Annotated in this window: 17 protein-coding genes; 7 read left to right on the top strand and 10 right to left on the bottom strand. The window is 69.3% G+C overall.

Annotated features, from left to right (window positions below; all coding sequences use genetic code 11):
• Positions 1-166 precede the first annotated feature (166 nt).
• A complete protein-coding gene (locus tag ACFP1K_RS04590) occupies positions 167-2,971 on the top strand; it encodes a hypothetical protein (protein ID WP_380747194.1) in 2,805 nt (934 codons plus the stop codon).
• Here the strand turns inward: ACFP1K_RS04590 and ACFP1K_RS04595 are convergent.
• On the bottom strand, positions 2,962-4,095 hold the full coding sequence (locus ACFP1K_RS04595; protein ID WP_380747309.1) for an amidohydrolase family protein: 1,134 nt from the start codon (positions 4,093-4,095) through the stop codon (positions 2,962-2,964). The two genes, ACFP1K_RS04590 and ACFP1K_RS04595, sit on opposite strands and share 10 nt — an antisense overlap.
• Before the next feature lie 34 nt (positions 4,096-4,129).
• Here ACFP1K_RS04595 and ACFP1K_RS04600 point away from each other — a divergent pair, with 34 nt between their 5' ends.
• The 3 genes from ACFP1K_RS04600 (at position 4,130) to ACFP1K_RS04610 (ending at position 7,164) form a co-directional block, all read left to right on the top strand.
• On the top strand, positions 4,130-5,485 hold the full coding sequence (locus tag ACFP1K_RS04600) for a hypothetical protein (protein ID WP_380747195.1): 1,356 nt from the start codon (positions 4,130-4,132) through the stop codon (positions 5,483-5,485).
• Between the two features lie 211 nt (positions 5,486-5,696).
• Positions 5,697-6,269 (top strand): hypothetical protein, encoded by a 573-nt coding sequence (locus tag ACFP1K_RS04605; protein WP_380747196.1) that lies wholly within the window; start codon positions 5,697-5,699, stop codon positions 6,267-6,269.
• A gap of 19 nt (positions 6,270-6,288) precedes the next feature.
• Positions 6,289-7,164, top strand: a complete 876-nt coding sequence (locus ACFP1K_RS04610; RefSeq protein WP_380747197.1) for a hypothetical protein — start codon at positions 6,289-6,291, stop codon at positions 7,162-7,164.
• 127 nt (positions 7,165-7,291) lie between these two features.
• Here the strand turns inward: ACFP1K_RS04610 and ACFP1K_RS04615 are convergent, their stop codons facing one another.
• From ACFP1K_RS04615 to ACFP1K_RS04625, 3 genes are all read right to left on the bottom strand, one after another.
• A complete protein-coding gene (locus tag ACFP1K_RS04615; protein ID WP_380747198.1) occupies positions 7,292-8,239 on the bottom strand; it encodes a CHRD domain-containing protein in 948 nt (315 codons plus the stop codon).
• Between the two features lie 264 nt (positions 8,240-8,503).
• Complete coding sequence (locus tag ACFP1K_RS04620; RefSeq protein ID WP_380747199.1) at positions 8,504-9,475, bottom strand: CHRD domain-containing protein; 972 nt, start codon at positions 9,473-9,475, stop codon at positions 8,504-8,506.
• Positions 9,476-9,703: 228 nt separating this feature from the next.
• On the bottom strand, positions 9,704-10,669 hold the full coding sequence (locus ACFP1K_RS04625) for a CHRD domain-containing protein (RefSeq protein ID WP_380747200.1): 966 nt from the start codon (positions 10,667-10,669) through the stop codon (positions 9,704-9,706).
• Positions 10,670-11,874: 1,205 nt separating this feature from the next.
• On the opposite strand from ACFP1K_RS04625, the gene ACFP1K_RS04630 reads away from it, so the two are divergent.
• Entirely contained in the window at positions 11,875-12,819 is a 945-nt protein-coding gene (locus ACFP1K_RS04630; RefSeq protein WP_380747201.1) for a hypothetical protein, read from the top strand.
• Positions 12,820-12,880: 61 nt separating this feature from the next.
• Here the strand turns inward: ACFP1K_RS04630 and ACFP1K_RS04635 are convergent, their stop codons facing one another.
• Positions 12,881-13,270: a hypothetical protein gene (locus ACFP1K_RS04635; protein WP_380747202.1), complete on the bottom strand. Its 390-nt coding sequence runs from the start codon at positions 13,268-13,270 to the stop codon at positions 12,881-12,883.
• Between the two features lie 256 nt (positions 13,271-13,526).
• Between ACFP1K_RS04635 and ACFP1K_RS04640 the strand changes: the two genes are divergently transcribed.
• Entirely contained in the window at positions 13,527-14,198 is a 672-nt protein-coding gene (locus tag ACFP1K_RS04640; RefSeq protein ID WP_380747203.1) for a signal protein, read from the top strand.
• 100 nt (positions 14,199-14,298) lie between these two features.
• On the opposite strand, the gene ACFP1K_RS04645 is transcribed toward ACFP1K_RS04640, so the two are convergent.
• Entirely contained in the window at positions 14,299-15,171 is an 873-nt protein-coding gene (locus ACFP1K_RS04645) for an SDR family oxidoreductase (protein WP_380747204.1), read from the bottom strand.
• A 116-nt stretch (positions 15,172-15,287) separates the two neighbouring features.
• Between ACFP1K_RS04645 and ACFP1K_RS04650 the strand changes: the two genes are divergently transcribed.
• Positions 15,288-15,683: a winged helix-turn-helix transcriptional regulator gene (locus ACFP1K_RS04650; RefSeq protein ID WP_380747205.1), complete on the top strand. Its 396-nt coding sequence runs from the start codon at positions 15,288-15,290 to the stop codon at positions 15,681-15,683.
• 90 nt (positions 15,684-15,773) lie between these two features.
• On the opposite strand, the gene ACFP1K_RS04655 is transcribed toward ACFP1K_RS04650, so the two are convergent.
• The 4 genes from ACFP1K_RS04655 to ACFP1K_RS04670 are packed head-to-tail and all read right to left on the bottom strand — an operon-like array spanning position 15,774 to position 20,716.
• A complete protein-coding gene (locus ACFP1K_RS04655) occupies positions 15,774-17,684 on the bottom strand; it encodes a caspase, EACC1-associated type (RefSeq protein ID WP_380747206.1) in 1,911 nt (636 codons plus the stop codon).
• A complete protein-coding gene (locus tag ACFP1K_RS04660; RefSeq protein ID WP_380747207.1) occupies positions 17,663-19,486 on the bottom strand; it encodes a caspase, EACC1-associated type in 1,824 nt (607 codons plus the stop codon). The genes ACFP1K_RS04655 and ACFP1K_RS04660 overlap by 22 nt, the downstream gene beginning before the upstream one ends.
• Entirely contained in the window at positions 19,479-19,829 is a 351-nt protein-coding gene (locus ACFP1K_RS04665) for an effector-associated constant component EACC1 (RefSeq protein ID WP_380747208.1), read from the bottom strand. Before ACFP1K_RS04665 ends, ACFP1K_RS04660 begins: the two co-directional genes overlap by 8 nt.
• Before the next feature lie 53 nt (positions 19,830-19,882).
• The gene (locus ACFP1K_RS04670; RefSeq protein ID WP_380747209.1) at positions 19,883-20,716 is read right to left on the bottom strand and encodes a glycoside hydrolase family 19 protein; all 834 of its coding nucleotides are present in this window, start codon (positions 20,714-20,716) and stop codon (positions 19,883-19,885) included.
• Positions 20,717-20,893: the final 177 nt, after the last annotated feature.

Genomic DNA, 20,893 nt, shown 5'->3' on the forward strand with positions numbered 1-20,893 from the left:
GTCGTATATGCCTGGCTTGCCGGTCCGGCGGTGGCGGTCGAGCCCGCGCCGGAACCGCGCCGGCCGAGGTGGCGCTGGCTCGGGCAGGGTGCGGCGGCCGGAGGAGAACGCAGCGGATATAGAAATGTCGTGCGTGGAGGGAAATATCCGGCCAGACTGATGATTTGTGACCGACCGTGCCGACTCCGCGACACAGGGCGCCAGTCCGGACGACATCCCCTCCCCGGCCGCCGCGCCGATGTCCTCCCCCCGCGTGTTCTGGATCCGCCTGCGCCGGGATGTCATCCGGGTGGTGGCCGGAGGGCTCGGGTTGCTGGTGCTGGCTATGGTGGCGGCGGTCACGGCCGATGTGCTGGTCACGTCGCGGCCGCCGCTCGATCTGCGGGACGGGTGTGCGGAGCATGTGCTGCTGGATGAGCCTGCCTACCAGATGGCGCGGTGCGCTTGGCGGTCGAAGTTTCCGTTCACCAAGATTCCGCCCAGGCGGGTTTCCTTCCGGGTGGCGGAGATCGGTGCGGGGGCGTTGCGGGTCACGGCGACGCTGACCACCTCGCGTGGCGATCCGGCGGTGGCCATGGTGGGGTGGGGGGACGCGCGGGAGCGGCCGAACGCGTTCCTGGAGGGCACCGCCGGGTTCGTCATCATCGGGCGGTCCTCGGTGGAATGGACGGTGCCGGTGCTGCGGACGTCCGCGGGGGACGGTTACGCGGTGATCTCGATGGAGGCCGTTCATACGCCCGGGAAACGTGGCGAGCCGCTCCAGATCGAGGTGTACACGAGCGCGCTGGGCGACGTCGAGGTCGGCACCCGTACGTGGTCGATCGGGTCCGTCCGGGTTCAGGACCTCACGCTGGCGGGGCAGACCGGTAAGAACGTCACCGTCCGGTCCACCGGGCGCTACGGCGGGAAGCTGGACGTCGGGCTGGTTCCGGGTACGCCGGTCAAGGAGACCTACTTCTCCGGGCCGGACACCCCGGAGGTGGTCGGGTTCATCGTGGGCGGGGTCCTGGCGGCGCTCGGGGCGTTCGGCGGCGGGGTGCTCGCGATCGGGGTCTGGGTCGTGGTGCTGCTGGCCTCCCGGGCGGGGGTCTTCGGGGCGGCCGGGGAGTCGGCGGCGTGGCGGCGGCTGGAGTGGGCCGCCGGCGCGGTGGTGGTCGCTCATCTGGTCATGTCGGGGGTCGTCGCGCTGCTGGTGTTCAACGATCGGCCGCCAGACATCGCCGAGGCCCTCCGGCCGCTGCTGGAGGGGGCGGGGCTCTGGTTCCCCGAGGAGTCCTCGCCGAGCGGGCCGCTGATCCTTCTGGCGGCGGCCGTCCTCAGCCTGGGCGGACGGTGGGCGGCCGGGCCGGCGCGGCGGACGACGCGTGGCCGCCTTCTTCTCGTGGTCGCGTCGGCCGTCGTCCTGCCGCTGTACGTGGTGCCCGCGGTGGTGTCCGGGCCGGCCGCGCAGGAGAACACGTGGCCGTTGGTGAGTGGCGCCATCTTGGCGGCGGGTGTCGTCGTGCTGGCCGTGCTCGCGCTGAACGGCGCGTGGATCGGCGCCGCGGTGAGCCGTCGCGCGGGCGGGCCCCGGCGGCGGGGGTATCTCGGGGGCGCGTGGCTCCTCACGCTCACCACGGCCGCGCTGGCGGTGCTGGCCACCTATCACGACCTCGGCGGTTACCTTCCCGCCGTCCTCCGGTGGGGGGTGCTGCTGCTGGCGGGGGCCGTGATGGTGGCGGTCGTGGCGCGGTTCGCGGGCAACGCGGTCGGTGCGCCGTTGCCGCGTCGTGTCACGCTCGTGCTCGTGCCGGTGGGGCTGGCGGCGGCCGTGCCGTGGGGCACGCTCGGCAGCCGGTCGGGGTCGGTGGGCTGGTGGGATCTGCTGGCGTTCGGCCAGCTGCTGAACGGGCTGCTGGTGCTGGTCCTGGTCGCGGTGGTGGCGGTCACGCTGCGCGCGCTCGGGGGCGATCCCGTGCGGTCCGCGGACGGGCTGCGGGAGCAACGCAGGGTGGGGCTGGCGGCGTGGTTCCTCGTGTTGTCGGGCGGATACGCGCTGCTGGATCCCTCGGTGGCCGTCACCATCCCGGCGGCGGCGCTCGGGGCGTGGGTGTTGCTGCCCGCCGACCAGGCCGAGCGGGCGGTGCGGGTGCTCGGGCAGCATCTGGCGGAGCAGCGGGCGGCCGTGGCGTGGGCGTTGCGGGCGGGGGCGGCGCGGCGGACGCTGCCGTCGATGAGCAGGGCCCTGCGCGAGAAGGCGGCCGAGAGCGACGACGGGTTCGCCACCGGGCAGGCGCGGATCCAGGCCGTGGAGCGGGAGACGGCGGACGCGCCGCACACCGTCCGGGCATCCGGCCGGACGGTGCGGGTCTCCACGCACCAGCGTGCGTTCGGGTCGCTCACCAGCCGCCGTCCGTGGGAACGCGCCAGGTGGGGCCTGCTCACGGGGACGATCATCGGGGCGCCGTGGATCCTGCTCGGGCTCGGCGCCACCGGGTCCATCGGGGCCGAGGAGGGCTACCCGGTGCTGGCGGGGGTGTCGGCGGTGGCGCCGCTGGTGTTGCGGTGGGCGGGGTACGGGCTGCTGTTCGGCTACTTCTACCCGCTGCTGCGCGGCGACACCGGCCTGGCCAAGGGGTTGTGGTTCTTCGTGGCCGCCGCCTTCCCGGCGCTGCTCGGCGCCACGGTGCACGGCGGCGGGCAGAGCTGGAACGGCACGGCGCTGCTGGCCGTGCAGCTGTTCGCGTACGCCATGACGCTCGGGGTGCTCGGCGACCGGGGGGTGCTGGTCCGGCACGGGTACCGGCCCGGGCGGCTGGTCGACGTGCACAACCTGTGGTCGGTCACCGCGTGGGCGTCCTCGGTGGCCGTGGCGGTGGGCGCGGGGGTCGCCACGGTGATCGTCGCCGGGCTCCAGCCCTTCCTCATCGGCGTGGTCCTGCCGTCGCCCGCGCCGCAGCCGAAGCCGCCCGCGATCGTCGGTCAGCCCTGATCGAGCCGGTAGACCCTGCGGGCGTTCCCCGCGCCGGTCAGGTGCGCGATGCGCGCGGCGTCGTCGTACGTCCACTCGCCGGCGTCCAGTCCGGACCGCAGGAACGCGTCCAGCCCGCGCCGGAACCACAGCGCGCCGAGGTAGTGCAGCTCGGGCAGCCCGAACCCGTCGGAGGAGAACAGGAACTTCCCGAACGGTGCCAGCTCCAGCGTCTCGGCGATCACTGCGGCGGCCCGGTGCCCGGCGTTGTGCGTGGCGAGCCCGGCGTCCAGGTACACGTGCGGGAACACCTGGGCCAGGTACGCGGCGCCCCGGTGGTAGGGGTAGTTGTGCAGCAGCACGACCGGCGTGCCCACGGCCGCCGTGGCCCGCAGCCACCCGGTCAGCAGCAGCGGGTCGCAACGGTGCAGGTCCACATCCGCGTCGCCGTACCCGACGTGGAACTGCACAGGCAGGCCGAGGTCCACCCCGCACCACGCCAGGTAGGCGTGCAGCGTCATGTCGGCGAGGCGGGGACGCGCGCCGGCCGAGGACAGCCAGCGTCCCGCGGCGGCCCGCACCTCGGCGCCGGTCGGCCGCCGAGGGGGCAGCGCCAGCCCGGCGCGGTAGGCGGCGATCGACTTCACCCCGGCGGCGTGCGCGGCCCGCTCGGCCAGCCGGGCCCGCACCGCGTCGGCGAACTCCCCGGCGGACGGCCCCTCGGCGGCCACCTCCTCCGCCACCTGCTCCAGCCGGACGATCTCATGTGCCCGCGCACCGGCCACCTCGCCCATCCGGGCCGGGGACAGCAGCCGGCCGGCCGCGAAACCGGTGTCCACGCAGAGGTCCGCGAGCCCCGCCGCCCGCAGGAACATCCCGTTCACCGTCTCGGCGCCGAGCTCGGCGCGGCGGGCCAGGTAGTCGCCGGGGGAGGCGTGCGCGGGCAGGCCGAGGAGCGGCGCGCACCAGCGGCGCACCGCGAGCCCGGCCAGCGAGTCGAACAGCGTGGTCCCCGGCGCCGGGGCGTCCGCCTCGGTCAGCAGGGACTCGAACTCCTCCCGCCCGAGGTCCCCGTCCACCACCCCGTGGCAGTGGTGGTCGACCAGCCGCAGTCCGGCCACGCACGGCAACACGGTGCTCTCCATGGACGTCACGATTCCCATCATGTAGAAGAAGCGAATGGATCAACAGGAGCGCACGCGCCGCGCCGATCTGGCCCGCGACAAGGCCAGAGGCCTGGAGGCGAAGGGCGTCACGGGGGTCGCGGTCACCTGGGTCGACACCAGCGGCATCACCCGCGTCAAGGCCGTGCCGCTCGCCCGGCTGGCGCACGCGGCGGCCTGGGGCATCGGGGCCTCACCGGTGTTCGACGCCTTCCTGCTGGACGACTCCATCGTTCAGGGCGAGTTCGCGGGCGGCCCGGTGGGGGACCTGCGCCTGCACCCCGACCTGACGAGGCTCGCGCCGCTGGTCCCGCTGCCGGGCTGGGCCTGGGCGCCGGCCGACCGCTTCGACCAGGACGGCGAGCCGCACCCGCTGGACGCCCGGCACCTGCTGCGCCGCGAGGTGCTGCGCCTGGCCACCGACGGCTATCAGGTGCGGACGGCGTTCGAGGTCGAGTGGGCCGCCTCGGTGGGCGGCGGCGACGACTTCACGCCCGCGTGCGCCGGCCCCGCGTACGGCATGACACGGCTCACCGAGCGGGCCGGCTACCTCAGGGACATCGTCGGGGCCCTGACCACGGCCGGGGTCCAGGTCGTGCAGATCCACCCGGAGTACGCCGCCGGGCAGTACGAGATCTCGGTGGCCGAGGACACCCCGGTCGGCGCGGCCGACACCGCCGTGCTGGTGCGCGAGACGATCCGCGCCGTCAGCCAGAACCACGGCCTGCGCGCCACGTTCTCCCCCAAGGTGCTCGCCGACGGCGTCGGCAACGGCGGCCACATCCACCTCAGCCTGTGGCGCGGCGGCGTCAACCTGATGTCCGGCGGCAACGGCCCCTACGGCCTGACCCCCGCGGGCCAGGCGTTCGCCGCCGGCATCCTGTCCCACCTGCCCGCCCTGCTGGCCGTCGGCGCCCCCTCGGTCGCCAGCTACCTGCGACTGGTCCCGTCCCACTGGGCGGGCGCCTTCGCCTGCTGGGGCCTGGAGAACCGCGAGGCGGCCCTGCGCTTCGTCCCCGGCGCCACCGGAGAACGCGCCACCGCCGCCAACTTCGAGGTCAAGTGCTTCGACGCCGCCGCCAACCCCTACCTGGCCCTGGCCGCCCTCCTCGCCACCGGCCGCTCCGGCCTGACCACAAGAGCCGTCCTCCCCGCCCCGGTGGACGTCGACCCCGTCACCCTGACCGACCAGCCCCGCCTCCCGACATCCCTGGATGCCGTCCTCCCCCTGTTCACCGAAGACCCCGTCCTCACCGAAGCCTTCGGCGAGGCCGTGATCGACACCGTCGCCACCGTCCGCCGCGGCGAGATCGCCCTGTTCGAGAACGCGACTCCCGAGGAGATCGCGGCCCGCACCCGGTGGCGGCACTGACCACATTCATCAAGATGGGGCATCAAATCGGCGGAAATCGGCTCAAATGCCAACAATGTCGCCACTGCATCTCAAAGATGCATATATCAGGAGCAATCCAGGTCTGGCGCTCTACAAGCGTAAGCTCATAAAAAAATAGATTTATGCCTTTCTGTGGGCGATGAATGCCTTAAGGTGAGCCTTCCGCGACTCAAGAGAGCCAAGGAATCCTATGGGCCTGATCGCGCCTGGGGACGTACCCGAGCCGAGCCCCGTGCACATCGATGCGCAAGTCCACGACAAGGCAAGACTCTACGTCGCCGGACGTGACCTGACCATAAGCACCACTCCGCCACCGACGGACGTGTACAAGCAGGGAGTCACGTACCTCCGGCAGAGGCAGTACTCACTGGCGACGACGGCGCTCGAACAAGCCACGCTCGACGTGGAAAACTCGACACAAGCCCACTTCCTTCTCGCCGTGGCCCTTCTGCATGGAAAACGGCCAAGGCTTCATGAAGGCGGTCGTCGTGGAATCAAGCGGATCGAGCGGGAGCTACGGCAAACGCTGGCGCAGTCACCGGGACACGTGGGCGCGTTGTTGTTGTGGGCGATAATCAAGGAAGACTATTACCGGCAGAACGGTTTCGACTTCGACCCCCCGGCGCCCGAAGAGATGCTTTCCTCTGCGCTCGGCGCGCTCGGCGCGCTCGGCGAGGACGATGAGAACGTGCCGATCATTCTGGCACACGTCGAAGCGAGTGGAAGCCGTGTCCGGCGGGTTCTCGAAGAATACTTCGGATAGCAGAGGAAGCGGAGAAGTCATGAATCCACAGGCACCACGAAGGCCTGACGTGGTCCGCCGCTACTTCGTGGCACCTCCAGACCCGGGCGAACGGTCGGAGGGAATCGCGATGTTGGTGATGGGTGTGGCTGCGGTGGTTATTTTCTGGATTATCGCGTTAAACGTCGCAGCCCGGCCCAGCGTAGGCGCCGAATTCATTGTGGCCATCGGTTTTATGATCGTGGGAAGCTATCTCGGGTGGCGGTTCGGCGCGGGTGGAGTCAAGCGGCTTCGCCAATATTCGAGACAAGCCGCCGCGCGAGCCTTCGCTCCTGACGACAACGACATGGAGGCGTGGTTGTTCAGCGACGTGGAGGCCGTCAAGGAGCACGCGGTCAAGGAGATGAACATCCCGGACGAGTCAATGGTCATCAAACCCGTCGTGATGATCGGCCCCGCGTTTCCAACAGACTATGCGATCGACAGAGCGGGCCAGCCTCGATTCGCAAGTTACGAAGCGGCCGTTGTCTGCCTGACGGACTCATACCTGTGCGTCTACTCCTGTCTGATCAATTTTGTCGAAGGTAAATTGGAATTGGAGACCACACACGAGTTCATGTTGTCCGACGTCACCACGATCGCCACGGTGAACGACAGGCTCGCGAGTCGCGGTGGCAGCGCCTCCAGAGGCGAGGCCATCCGCATGGAAGGCCCCATCCGAATAGGATATATAACCCCCGCCGATGTCAGTGTGACACAGGACTTCCGTATCACCCTCACGAGCGGTGAGGCGTTCTCCATCAACGTCGCCAGTCACGCGAACGGCATCAGTATCACGCGGGAGACGGCCTACAAGCGCGCGTCTGGGATAGCGAAAGCATTGCGGTCATCGCTACGGGAGATCAAAAGCGTGTGAGCGGCAACGGCGAGATGGACGGTCATCGGCACGTTCTGACGTCGGCGCCCGAGACATATTGACTCACCCTTACTTGCTCGCATACCCGGGGTGAGTCACATGGGTCACGTCGCGGGCGCCGGGGAAGTCAGCGGCCCGGGGTCAGCAGGAGGTGGGTGCTGAGCTGGCCGCGGATGGCGCCGTCGGGGAATTCGGTGGTGTGGATGTTGGAGTACCAGTTGGCCGGGTGGCGCAGGAAGCTCCTGGCGAGGGCGCGCGGGATACGGGAGACGCCGGCGAGGCCGGAGATGGAGGCGGGCAGGCCGTCGGAGTCGGCGAACAGGTTGGCCACCACGGGGCCGTTGACGCCCTTCTTGCCGCGGTGGATGTGGCCGTTGGTGACGGGGGCCAGGCGACTCCAGGTGGCGGCGTAGCGGAGGCTCGTTCCGGTGAAGCCGAACTGCCAGCGGCCGGCGCCGTTGCGGTCGCCGACCGTCTTGCCGGGTTCGGCGACCTCCTGCGCGCCGCTGGCGTACGACGTCAGCCGGGGGCGGACGCCGTCGTTGAGCACGCGGGTCAGGTCGACCGGGTGGGAGAGCCGTCGCAGCTGGGCGCGCACGGCGCCGCCGGGGAACTGGCCGGTGTGCACGTTGACGTAGTAGCGGGACGGGCTTCTCCGGATCGCGGACAGCAGGCCCCGGTCGTCGACGGTGACCCTTCCGGTCACCGCCCGCGCGCTGCGTGGCAGGGCCTCTCCGAAGAACCCGATCTTGACGTCGCCGTTGGCGCCCGCCCGGCCTTTGTGGATGTGGAACGCGGTGGGGGTGCCGATGCCGCTCCAGCGGGCCGCGTAGGAGACGCGGTCGCCGCTGATCTTGATCACGACGTAGGCGCGGCCGTTCCGGTCGCCGACCGCGGGGCCGCCCCTGACGGGCACCTCGTTCCGGCCGGTCAGCCATCCGGCGAAGTAGGCGTCGGCCACGGCTGTCGTGCCGGTCGTGGCCGCCGGGGCGGTCTGTGCCTGTGCAGGGGTAAGGGTCGCCGCCACCAGGCCGGTGGCGAAAACGATCCCGGATATGACGAGGGTGGGCTTCATGGGAGGACCTCTCATCGGAGACGTCGGCGTGGTCGCCCTTGCCGTTGTAATTTATCCGCATTTCACAAGACGTAGTAATGGTCAGTGAAGTGCCTGGATAAGGTCGTCCATATCGGTTTGAGATTCATCCTTGATATCGATCATTCGACCAATCCTCGCCCTGGTGAATGCCGCTTTTCAGGCTGTAACGCGCGGGCCCGGACGCGGCGGTGCCCGCCGTGCGTTCGCTCGCACGACGGGCACCGCGCCTTCACGCGCCCCGGGTCACCAGGAGCCGTGCGCGGAGCGGAGCTGGCCGCGGACGGCGCCGTCGGCGAACTTCGTGGTGTGGAGGTTGGTGTACCAGTTCTTCGGGTTCTTCACGATGCCCCGGGCGATGTCGCGCTTCACCGGGGCGACGCCGGCGATGCCCCAGATCGAGCCGGGCAGGCCGTTCGCGTCGGCGAACAGGTCGGCCACCACGGGGCCGTTGACGCCCTTCTTGCCGCGGTGGATGTGGCCGTTGGTGATCGGGTCGAGGTCGCTCCAGATGGCGGCGTAGCGGAGCTTGGTGTCCTTCACGCCGACCAGCCACCGCGCGGCGCCGTCCCGGTCGCCGACCTTCTTGCCCGGCGCGCGGACCTCCTGCGCGCCGTTCGCGTCCGACTTCAGCCGCGCGTGGGTGTCGTGGGCCAGCACGTCGGTGAGGTCCACCGGGCGGGCGATCCGCTGGAGCTGGGCGCGCACCGCGCCGCCGGGGAACTGCGCGGTGTGCAGGTTGAGGTACCAGTTCTTCGGGTTCTTCCTGATACCCGCCAGCAGGGCCCGGTCGTTCACCGTGACGCCGCCGGCCACCGCACGCGCGCTGCCGGGCAGCGCCTCCCCGAAGAAGCCGATCTTGACGTCGCCGTTGGTCCCCGCCTTGCCCTTGTGGATGTGGAACGCGGTGGGGGCGCCGATCTTCGCCCACCGCCCCGCGAACGAGACGCGGTTGCCGCTGATCCGGATGACGACGTAGGCGCTGCCGTCCCGGTCGCCCACGGCGGGCCCGCCCGCGACCGGCACCTCGTTCGCGCCGGACAGCCGGCCGATGAAGTAGGCGTCGGCCGAACCGGTCGCGGCGGGCGCGGCCTGCGCGGCCGCGGGTGTCAGGGCCGCGGCCACCAGGCCGGTGGCGAGAACGATGCTGGAGGTGATGAGGGTGCGCTTCATCTTGATCAGCCTCTCAATGATGACGTCGGCGTGGTCGCCGTACATGTGCGACTTATACGCATCAGGAGAGGCGGCGGATTGGCTGATGGTGTGTGCACTATTACGCATACGATTTCGCGGGATTCACCCCTGGGTACGGTTTACAATCTCAGTCTTTTCGCGGCGGACAGCACGAGGCGGTCGCCCCCTCCGGTTGGGAGGGACGACCGCTGAGCAGGGTGGGAAGTGGTCAGATCTCGGCCACGGCCCGTCCCGGCGGGCACGTGCTTGGGGTCATCGGTGGCCGTGGGCCGAGCGAAGCTGGCCGCGGACGGCGCCGTCGGCGAACTCGGTGGTGTGGAGGTTGGTGTACCAGTTCCTCGGCGACGTCAGGATGCTCCGCGCGAGACGGCGGTTGACTGAGACGACCCCCGCGAGGCCGCGGACCGACGCGGGCAGGCCGTTGGCGTCGGCGAACAGGTCGGCGGCCACGGGGCCGCTCACGCCGGTCCTGCCGCGGTGGATGTGTCCGTTGGTGACCGGGTCGAGGTTGCCCCAGGTGGCGGTGTAGCGGAGCGTCGTCCGCTGGACGCCGATCAGCCAGCGGGCGGAGCCGTCGGGGTCGCCGACCGTCTTGCCGGCCTCGCGTACTTCCTGCGCGCCGTTGGCGTTCGCCGTCAGCCGGGTGTGCGTGTCATGGGCGAGCACGCCGGTCAGGTCGACGGGGCGAGAGATCCGCTGGAGCTGCGCGCGTACCGCGCCGCCGGGGAACTGCGCGGTGTGCAGGTTGAGGTAATAGCGCGACGGGCTTCTCTTGATCGCCGACAGCAGTCCGCGGTCGGCCACGTTCACCCGTCCGGTCACCGCTCGCGCGCTGCCGGGCAGTGCCTCTGCGAAGAAGCCGACCTTGACGTCGCCGTTGGTCCGCACCTTGCCCTTGTGGATGTGGAACGCCGTGGGGCTGCCGATGTCCGACCACCGGGCGGCGTACGAGACGCGGTTCCCGCTGATCCTGATCACGACGTACGCGCGGCCGTTCCGGTCGCCCACGGCCGGGCCGCCCCTGACCGGAACCTCATTCTTGCCGGCCAGCCAGCCGATGAAGTACGCGTCGCCCGGTGCGCCGGTGACGGCCAGCGGCGTCGTCGGTGTCGCCGGCGCGGCCTGTGCCGCCGCAGGCGTCGGAGCCACTGTTACCAGGCCGGTGGCGATAGCGATTCCGAATATGGCGAAGTTGCCCTTCATGGAGATGCCTCTCATTGATGGCGTCGGCGTATTCGCCGTACTTATGTAACATATACGCAATTTTGAGACTCGCCGAATTTGGCCGGTGAAATTTGCGGTATCGCGTACACTTATCGGCTCCCGTTTTCTCCCTGCTGCCGGCCGGTTTCCGCGCGCACGGTCGGGTCACCTGTCCGTGCCGAGGACGATTCTCGATGGAAAAAGCGGCAGAGATGTCCCCCTGTACCAGCCGCAACGTGGTATTTCGCATCCGGCGATAACGATTTTTGCCCGGCAGATCATGACAGGATCCGGCCGCCGCCGGACTCGCCAAGAAGGGCCGCGGAAATCCCTCGGAAATTTCGGCCTGAAACCCGCGGTCACGAGCGCGCTCCCCGCCGGCCGGCGAAGGCACCCGGCCCTCGGCGCGGCCGGGGGGCGTGCCGGAAGGCGGCCCTGACGTGGGGCGTTGACGAAATCTCAACGCCGCCCGCCGTCAAGAACGCATAAATACCTCTTGCCGCCCGGATACCGGCTCCGGATGATGGAAACCGCTGACGTGTTCCGTGCGTCAGGAGGTGACGACACCGTCGCGGCATCGCCGCGACCGGCGCCGCGCCCCGGGCACGGCCACGTCACGCGGTGCGCCGGGCCACACTGTCTCGCCCCGGCGCACCCAGGCTCCCGGTGCGCCATCAGCCCGCCGCGCAGCACGGCTGGGCATGCCGTGCGGCGGCCGGCTCCTATTCTCGGGCGCCCCTCTTCCCGGCCTCATCGACCAGACGGAGTTGAGCTTCGCATGACGACCCGCGCGCTCAGTGGCGTGGACACGACCAGGAAAGAACTGTTCCTGCTCATCGCGCGAGCCATCGCCGACACGCCCGCCCGCGTCCCCACCGAGCGGTACACCGACCTGGCGAGCCGCCTGGCCGGCGCCGACGGCGCCTGGCTGACCGGGCTCCTCGACTGGATGGGGCAGCACCCCGAGCTGCGTCACCTGCGGCTCGCCCTGGTCGCCGAGATGGTGCACGCTCGCACGGCCGGGGCCCGGCGCGTCGTCGACCGGTCGCTGCGGCGGGCCGACGAGCCCGGGGAACTGCTGTACCACTGGCTCAACCGGTTCGGCCGCGCGCTCCCGCAGCCGCTCAAGCGCGGCGTGGCCGACGCGGCCGTCCGTCTCTACGACGAAACGGGCCCTCGCCACGTACGACAGCCCGGGGGCCACGCTGCGGTTCGCCGACGTGCTCGCGCTCACCCACCCCGTGCCCGCCGGCGACGCCCAGGCGGCGGTGTTCGCGCACGCCGTCGGCCGCCGCAAGGGGACGGTCACCACCATCTCCGAGCGGCTGCCCGTCCTGCGCACCCGCCGGGCCCTGTACCGGATTCCCGCCGCCCGCCGCCCCGGGCTCATGGAACGACGCGATGTCCTGGACGCGCTGGCCAGGGCGGCGATGCCCTGGCGCACGGTCCGGCGGTGGCTGCTCGGCGCCATGACCGGGCCCGCCTGGGCGGCCGTGCTGCCGTCCATGTCGTACCAGGACAGGCTTGAGCACCTGCCCGAGTTCGACCGCCTGGACGTCCGGGCCGAGGGGCTCGCGGCGGAACTCGCCGACCCGGCCCGCGTGCTCTGGTCCGGCGTCACCCCGCTGGAGATCGTCGCGGCCCTGCGGCAAGTGCCCGGGTCCCGCTGGACCCCGGCGCTGCGGCGGGCCGCCGACCTGTCGGTGGCGAACGTCCCCGCGCTGCCGGGCCGCACCCTCGTCCTGGTCGACCGGACCGCGTCGATGGCCGATCCCGCCTGGCCCGGCTCGCCTCTGACCAGGGGCGACGCCGCCGCGGCCTTCGGCGCCGCCGTCGCCTCGCGCGCCGCGTCCGCGGACCTGGTGCAGTGCGGCACGGTCACCGCCCGCGTGCCGGTCGGCCCCGGCGAGCCGCTGACCACCGTGCTGGCCCGCTTCGGCCCGCTCGACGGCACGACCGGCCCCGCCGCCGCCGTCCGCCACCTCGCCGCCGGCCACGACCGCGTCATCATCCTCACCCACCCGTCCACCGCCGCGCAGGCGGCCGAGGCCGTCACCATCCCCGGCCACGAGCACGTCGTCACCAGCCCGGTCCCCGGCTGGTTCCGCGCGATCCCGTACATCGAGGCCGCCCGCACCGCCGCCTGGCCCTTCGTCACCCAGTGACGGCGAAGGCCGTTTCTCCTGGGGAGGAGAAACGGCCTTCACGCCGCAGTCGAGGTGCCGGTCAGTGCCCGGAGTGCCCGTGGTGGTGCTTGGAGGAGAAGTCGTGCCGGTCGAAGCCGTGGTGGCGGGCGTAGTCGTTGGACAGGCGCTTCCACTTGCCGTCGTTCCAGCGGTAGAAGCGGTGGCCGTCGAAGCGGTAGTGGCGGCCGTGGTCGGTGCTGTACCAGTCACCGTGCTTGCTGTACCGGTGCCACCAGCGGTGACCGTCCCACTTCACGTTCTTGCTCTCGTGCCGCACCACGTGGGACACGCTGGACGCATGGTCACGGACCCCGCCGTCCACGCTCGCGGAGGTCGCCGCCGACGCCGCACCGCCTGTGCTCAGGAGGATTCCGCCCGCGACGGTGAGGGTGGCAGCCGCGGTGGCCAAGCGCCGAGTGATCTTACTCATGATCTGTTTTCTCCTAGCTTCGCACGCCCCTCCGGTGGTTCCAGACGCCGGCGTGCTCGGTGTTACAGGCGGGTTAAACCGGCGACATGTCCCGAATAGTCCCAATCATCCCATGATGTGAACTTTGTCACGAAACCCCTGATCACCACCCCGCCCGCACCTCCCGGCACCGAACCCCTCAGGCCCTCAGGGCCCGGCATCCAGGCTGCGGAGCCCGGCGTCCAAGCCGGTGTCCCGCCGTGCCTATGATTCCCCGATGCCCCCCAGATCCGTCATGTCGGTTCTACCGCTCCTCGCCGTCCTCGCCGGATGCGCGAGCGCCCCCACGGGTGCCCCCGGGAGCGGCCCGGCCTCGCCACCGTCATCGGCACCGGCCGGCCCACCCTCACCCGCGTCATCGGCACCCGCCCGCCCGGCTCTCCCCTCCCTCCAGGAGATCCAGGGCCGCTGGTGGACCTGGGCGGCCACGGAGGGCGAGGCCACCAGCCCGCTAAGCGACACGACCGGAGAGCGGTGCGCCCGCAACCAGCCGGACGACCTGTGGTTCCTCGCCGGAACCTCCGGCGGCCTGGTGCGACGGACCTGCGTGGTCCCCGCCGGACGTCCCCTGGTGTTCCCGCTGGTGAACCGGATCGCCGACGAGCCCACCTGCCGTGAGTTCATGGCCACCGCTCAAGGCAGGGCCGTACTGGACGGCACGGCGGTCCCCACCCGGTCCCTCAGCGACCCCGACACGATCGTGACCGGCACCGAGGACAACGCGGTGACCGGTGAGGAAGGCACGTACCGCGTCCACGGCTGCGGCATCTGGGCCCGCCTGCCGCCCCTCCCGGCGGGCCGCCACACACTCACCATCCGCGGCTCCTCCGGGGACTTCAAGGTCGGCGTCGACTACACCCTCGTTGTCGAGCCCGGCCCGTCGGCCTGACGTCGTCCCGGGCGTCGCCCGGAACTGCCGCGCTCGGCCCCGAGCCGTACCTCCTCGCGGCCCGAACAGCCCGGGCACCAAGGCGCCCGGGCCAGTAGATCTACTTCGGCAGGGCCGCCGCGATCGAGTCGGCGATCGGCGTGGTCGGCCGTCCGATGAGACGCGACAGGTCGCCCGGCGTCCCGGCGAGCGCCCCGCGTCCGATGGCCTCGTCCACGTCTACCAGGATCTCGGCGAACCCCTCGGGGACCCCCACACCGACGAGGATCGCCTTGCGCTCGGCGGCGGGCACCGCGGCGTGCACGACCTTCTCCCCGCTCTGCCTGGTCACCTCGTCGGCGAACTCCTCGAACGACCACGCGACGTCGCCGCCCAGCTCGTACGCCTTGTTCAGGTGCCCGTCGGTGGTCAGGACGACGGCCGCCGCGGCGGCGAAGTCCCCGCGGGTGGCGGAGGCGACGCGGCTGTCCCCGGGGGCGTTGGTGAGCAGGACACCACGCTCGATGATGCCGGCCAGGTCGGCGAGGTCACCGGCGTAGACCTCCGAGTACCAGTTGTTGCGCAGGAACGTGTACGGCAGCCCCGAGTCGAGGATCAGCTGCTCGGTCGCCTGGTGCTCCCGCGCGAGCAGGAAGTCCGCCTTGGGTCCGCCGAACACGCTGGTGTACGCGAGCTGCGCCACCCCCGCCGCCTTGGCCGCGTCGACCACCACGGTGTGCTGGGGGATCCGCCGCCCCGCCTCCGACCCGGAGATCAGCAGCGCCCGGTCCCCGGCCTGGAACACGTCCGCGAACGTCTCGGGCAGGTCGTAGTCGGCGATGCGCGTCCGCACTCCCAGCGCGCCGAGATCGGCCGCCTTCTCCGCGCTGCGCGCGACCGCCGTGATCTCCCCCGCGGGTACCCCGGCCGCCAGCAGATCGGCGATGATCAGGCGGCCCAGTTGCCCGGTCGCGCCGGTGATGACGATGCTCATTTCCGATGTTCTTCTTCCGCGTCGAGGGATAAACGTGCATGTCCTGATATCTGCCGCTCACCCTACGGTGGGCACATGCCCTGGCGAAAGTACCTACCTACGAGTAAGGTACTCACATGACAGTTAGCGATACCTCGGTCGCCGTCCCCCCACCCCCGGACGTCAACCACGCCGACTGCCCCTCCCGGCTGATCCTCGAACACGTGACCAGCCGCTGGGGAGTCCTGATCCTGGCGGCCCTCCGCGAACGCTCCTACCGCTTCAGCGAACTACGCCGCCACGTAGGCGGCGTAAGCGAAAAAATGCTCGCCCAAACCCTCCAGACCCTGGAACGCGACGGCTTCATCCACCGCGACGCCAAGCCAGTGATCCCCCCCAGAGTCGACTACTCCCTGACCCCCCTCGGCCACGAGGTAGCCGAACACGTCTGGTCCCTGGCCCGCTGGTCCGAGGAAAAAGTAGCCGCCGTCACCACGGCCCGCGAAGCGTACGACAAGACACGAGCCTTCTAGCCCACCTCACCTCGGCCCATCATTCCTCGGCCCACGAGCGGGTCGCGATGCGACCACGAAGCCCCGAAGCCCGGGCCCCGGGGTCGCTTTTCAACTCGGCCCGAGGTCCCACATGCGGACTCTGGCGTCGAGACAGCCGGTTACCGCGAGAGTGTGATTATTGAAACTTGTCAGTGCTACACCCCACACGCTGTTGTGCTGATCGGCCAGAGTGGTCTCCAGACGGCCGCCCTCGGTGAGATTCCACACCCGGCCGATGCCGTCTCCGACGGTGACCGCTATGGTCTGGCCGTGCAGACGGCCGATGGCCGCACCCCATATCCAGTCGGTGTGCCCCGTCAAGGCCGCGCCAATAGGTTGGCCTGCTTTCAGATCCCAGACGCGTACGGCCTTGTCCGGGCCGCCGGACAGCGCGATCGGGACAGTGTCCAGGTCGCCCAAGGCGATGGCCTCGACAGGGCCGGCCGAAGTCAGTGGTGGTCCCAATTGCGCGTGATCGTCGAGGCCCCAGACGCGTATCGTTTTGTCGTCACCGCCTGTGACGGCGATGGGGCCGCCATCGCGTTTACCGCATGCCACAGCCAGCACCTTCCCGGGGTGTCGCATGGCTGGACCGAGCTCCTTCCTGGTGGTCAGGTCCCAGACTCGTGCCGAGTTGTCGAGTCCGGCGGTCACCGCCACCGGTTGGCCGCCCACCGTGTGCAGGGCCACGTCTTTGACAGGCGCTTCGTGCCCCGTCATCGAGGACCCGATCTGCCTACGTTCGGCAAGACTCCAGAGCCGCACGGTATGGTCCTCGCCTCCCGAGACGATGACGGGCTCGCCGTTCAGATCGCCCATCGCCAGCGCCCAGATGCCGGCTGAGTGCCCGGTCAGCGGCTTGCCCGCCTGCTCGTGGGTGGTCAAATCCCATACCAGGATGCGCGCGTCTTCGCCTGCTGAGAGCGCGACGGGCCTGTTCCCGAGTACGCCGGCCGCGACTACCCAGACGCCGTTACGGTGGCCGGTGAGAGGTTCGCCGAGAGCGAGGCCCGCGGGACTGGCCGTTGGGTGCGACGAGGAAGTGAGGCGCCATACCGCCCAGGACACGCTCGGCACCGTGAGCAAGGCGCCACCGGCGAGCAGGAGATTCCGCCGTGAGATCAAGCGGCGGGACATGGGTGCGAGTCGGCGTGGACGTGGACGTGAGGACACGGGATTCTCCGGTGGAGACAGGGTGGTCCCACCAGCGGCCGCGGCCGGGTACGCGGAATTCAATACGAATGGAAATCCGTCCGCCGTGCCCGTTCCCCTGTTGTTGGGGAGCGGGAGATCGCGGCGCATGAGCCGATGCCGCAGATCGGGGAACACGTCCCTCAAAGTGAGCCACTCCTGGCCGTTCGGGATGCCCGTGTGGACCAGATCGATCAGCTCACCCGTGAAAGAGGTGTGAGTCCGTCGCTGATGAGGCAGAGCCACGACGTGAGCTGTCTCGTCGCTGGCGGTCAGCGTGTATGCTCCGCGGATTTCGGTGATGTTGGCGATATGCGCTGGTGCAAGGGCCTCAATCACGCGGCCCGAGTAGCAGCAGTCCAGGATCACGACCTTGATACGAGCAGGGCTGGCCTCAAGGGCGTCCCGGACGCGTTCGTATTCCAGACCGGTCAGATCGCAGTGGTCGTCTTCGGTATCGGTAAGGGCCAAGCACAATTCTCCGCGCTCGGTAAGGGTGCCGTGACCGACGAAGTAGAGCAGCAGAACGTCCGTGGTCGCGTTGGCCACCTGTCTGAGTCGCTTGGTGACCTGCGAGGCCCCCGTGCGATTGAGCCAAAACTCGACCCGCTTGGATGGCCAACCGCCTAGGCGGGGGTCGGTCAGAAGTGCTCGCATGCCGTACAGGCTGTTCGCCGCCGCTGGTACCGCTGGGAATGCTACGTCGCGGTAAACCGAGGTGCCGAGCAAGATGGCCGTCGAAGACGCGTAATCAATGTGCGGCGCTCTCAACGCATCTCCCACAGCCATGCGAACGTATGGTTGGTCGTGGCCAGGACCGCGCCGTCAGGGCGGTAGGCCACCGCGAAGACGTCGACGGCGTCGCGCAGGATATCGGTGGTTTGGCCGCTACGCGTGTCCCACAATCGCACGGTGGTGTCCGCGCTGCCCGTAGCCAATATCTTGCCGTCGGGGGAGAAGGCAACTCCGGAGACCGTCTTCTGATGCCCCAGCAACGTCGCCGTGTGCTTGCGGGTCGCTGTGTCCCAGAGCCGTACGGTCGCGTCCCAGCTTCCGGAGGCCAGTATCTTTTCGTCCCGAGGCTTGAAGGCCAATTGGGTGATGGCCTGCCGGTGACCGGTCAGCGTGACGAGTTGGTCGTGGGTCGCGGTATCCCAAAGTCGGATCTTTGTGTCGTTGCTTCCGGTGGCCAGGATGCGGCCATCGGGGCTGAATGTCGCTCCAAAGACACTCATGGGATGGTGAAGCACGGCTCGGACGCGCCGACGGGCCACATCCCACAGCCGAACGGTCCTGTCGCTGCTCGTGCTGGCCAGTATGGTTCCGTCCGGGCTGAACGCCACCTCCCAGATGGTCGCGCCATGGCCCGTCAATACGGCTGCGACCGCTCGCCGGTCCAAGTCCCAGAGTCGCACTGTTCCGTCATCACCACCGGTGGCGAGAATCCCACCATCCGCCGGGCTGAAGGCTGTGCCGTAGACGACGGCGGGGTGATCGAGTGCAAACGTGGACGAAGCTCTTGCGGCCAGATCCCAAAGCCGCACCGTCTTGTCTGCGCTACCTGCGGCGAGGATCTTGCCATCAGGACTGAACGCGATGCCGTAAAGGCGACCACGAGCGCCGGCGAGCGGGCGGCCACGCCATCCGGATTGCGTTGGACCGGGCGCTCCTTGTTCGGTTCCCGGCGGCTGTTCGGACGCGATGAAGATGCGTGATGAGGCGATTGTCGCTGTGGCCAGTGTGAGTCCGCCCCCGACCAGCATGCGGCGCCACTTTCCCCGTTCTGTCAGTCCACTTCGGATCCTCTTGGCGGGGAGTCCTGGTGCATCGACACGGAGTGGTGACGCTCCGCCGTCGTACGCCACGTTCCGGGTGAATGGATACCTGTCGGCGACGTCGCTGTTGCGGCGGTTGGGAGCGGGTAGCCCTCGCCGTCTGAGGCTTTCATGTAGCTGGAGGTACAGATCACCCAAGGTGAGATGTTCGGAGCCGCCCGGGACGCCGGAGCGAATCATGGCGATCAACTCATCGCTGAACGGCGTGGTTGTCGTCGGTTCGGCCGGCGGGCCAGGGACGGTTTCCCGGTCGCTCGCGCTCATGATGTATGTTCCGGTGATGTCGGTGATATCGACGATCCGGCTGCTTGTGAGTGCCTCGATCACCCGGCCGGAGTAGGAGCAGTCCAGGATTACGATCTTCAGTCGGGCTGGGCTGTCGAGTATTTCCCGGCGAACCCGTTCGTACTCCAATCCGGTGATATCCGGACTGTCGGCTTCGGTGCACGCCAGAGCAAGGCAGAGCCGTCCACCCCTCAGGATGATGCCGGTCCCCACGAAGTACACGAGGAGTGTGTCCCTGGCCTCCCGGGTCAGGCGCCGCAGCGTCAGCAGAAGGCTTTGCACGTCGTTCGCGTCCTCGATGCTCGTCACCAGGTGGGACGGCCAGGCGCACAGCGCCTGATCGGTGAGGACCTCTTTCACTGCGTTCAAGGTGACAAGCGCGCCGGGCGTCGAGGGGATGGCGGCGTCCTTCGAACCACGGGTTCCGATGAGAATCGCGCGAGAACCCGGCCGCGTGCGCGGCTCAGGCATCGCGGTCCCGGAGAACCCGTTCCAGTATTGGCAGCACGTCGCTTGCCACCAGGTTATGAGCGTCCAGCGTGACCTCCCCCGCGTCGGACTTCACAGTGATGGATACATCGGGACGGCGGGTTCTGAGCCACGCCTTCAAGGCCTGGGCCAGCGCCACGCCAGCGCCGCTGGATCCGAGCGCCACCACCACGGCATCGATCATGCCGCCGAGATCGGTGGCGCCAGGCGGCTTGCGGACCACTCCTACGAGTCCCGTTAGTTCGCGTTCGCCACGCAACCACAGATGAAGATCTGTCGCTTCCAGCACAGGGTCGCCGCCCGTGACCCGGATCATCGCTTCCATCTGATTTCCTGTTCGCGCGTGTTGTGGAAACAGGGACCACCTGCGGTGCAGTGTCAGTCCGGGCAGTTGACCGAAGGTTGCTGGACGCCTGGGTAGTAAAGCGTGCTCAGAACCTTCTTGAAGAACCTGCAGTCCTGGATGATGCGCGATGTGGCGGCGCCGCTGCCGTTGACGGCCTTGGTGACGGCCACCATGTCCCGCCGATCTGCATGGTTGTTCAAATTATGACTGCTCCAGAACCAGGTAGCGACGGGGGCGCTCCAGGCGAGAGAGCGCGCATCCTCCATTTGGCCGCCCAGGAAGTCATGACCTAACGCATTTCCGGCGTTGCGATAGTTGCTCTGGAACGTCAGTTGGATGAATCCACGGCCACAGTACGGGGCGTAGCGGCGGCTTGGGCAGCCACCTTCGAGGGCGTCGTAGCGGAATCCGCTCTCGGCTTTGATGATCGTCAGAAATGCGGCGACCCGGAAAGGCCGACCGCTGATCTGCGCTTCTCGCATCGCCGCGTTCAACGACGGGAGGCCATGCTCGATCGTCGCCGACCGGACACCGAAGATCTGGTAGAGCTGGCTCGGGGTGATGTCCTGAGGGAGGGCGGGCAATGGCCGGGGTTCGGAGTTCCTGGTCACCACCCTGCCGAGATAGCGAGCCGCGCCGAACGCGAAGACGCCACCGTCCTTGGCCGTTGTCCAGTAACCGTTGCCCTGTGGTGTGGCGCTGATGCCCGTCATCGGGGCGGCCAGGGAACGGCCGCCCATGGAGCCGTGGAAGCCGGCGGTGCCGAAGGAGAAGATGCCGCCGTCGGCTGCGGCGAGCCAGTAGCCTTTGCCGTCGGGTGTGGCGGTGATTCCGACGACGGGTGCGTTGAGGTGTTTGCCGCCCATGGAGCCGTGGAAATCGGCGGTGCCGAAGGAGAAGATGTCGCCGTCGGCTGCGGCGAGCCAGTAGCCTTTGCCGTCGGGTGTGGCGGTGGATTCCGACGACGGGTGCGTTGAGGTGTTTGCCGCCCATGGAGCCGTGGAAGCCGGCGGTGCCGAAGGAGAAGACGCCGCCGTCGGCTG

It is taken from the genome of Sphaerisporangium aureirubrum (genome assembly GCF_042658925.1).
Taxonomy (GTDB): domain Bacteria; phylum Actinomycetota; class Actinomycetes; order Streptosporangiales; family Streptosporangiaceae; genus Sphaerisporangium; species Sphaerisporangium aureirubrum.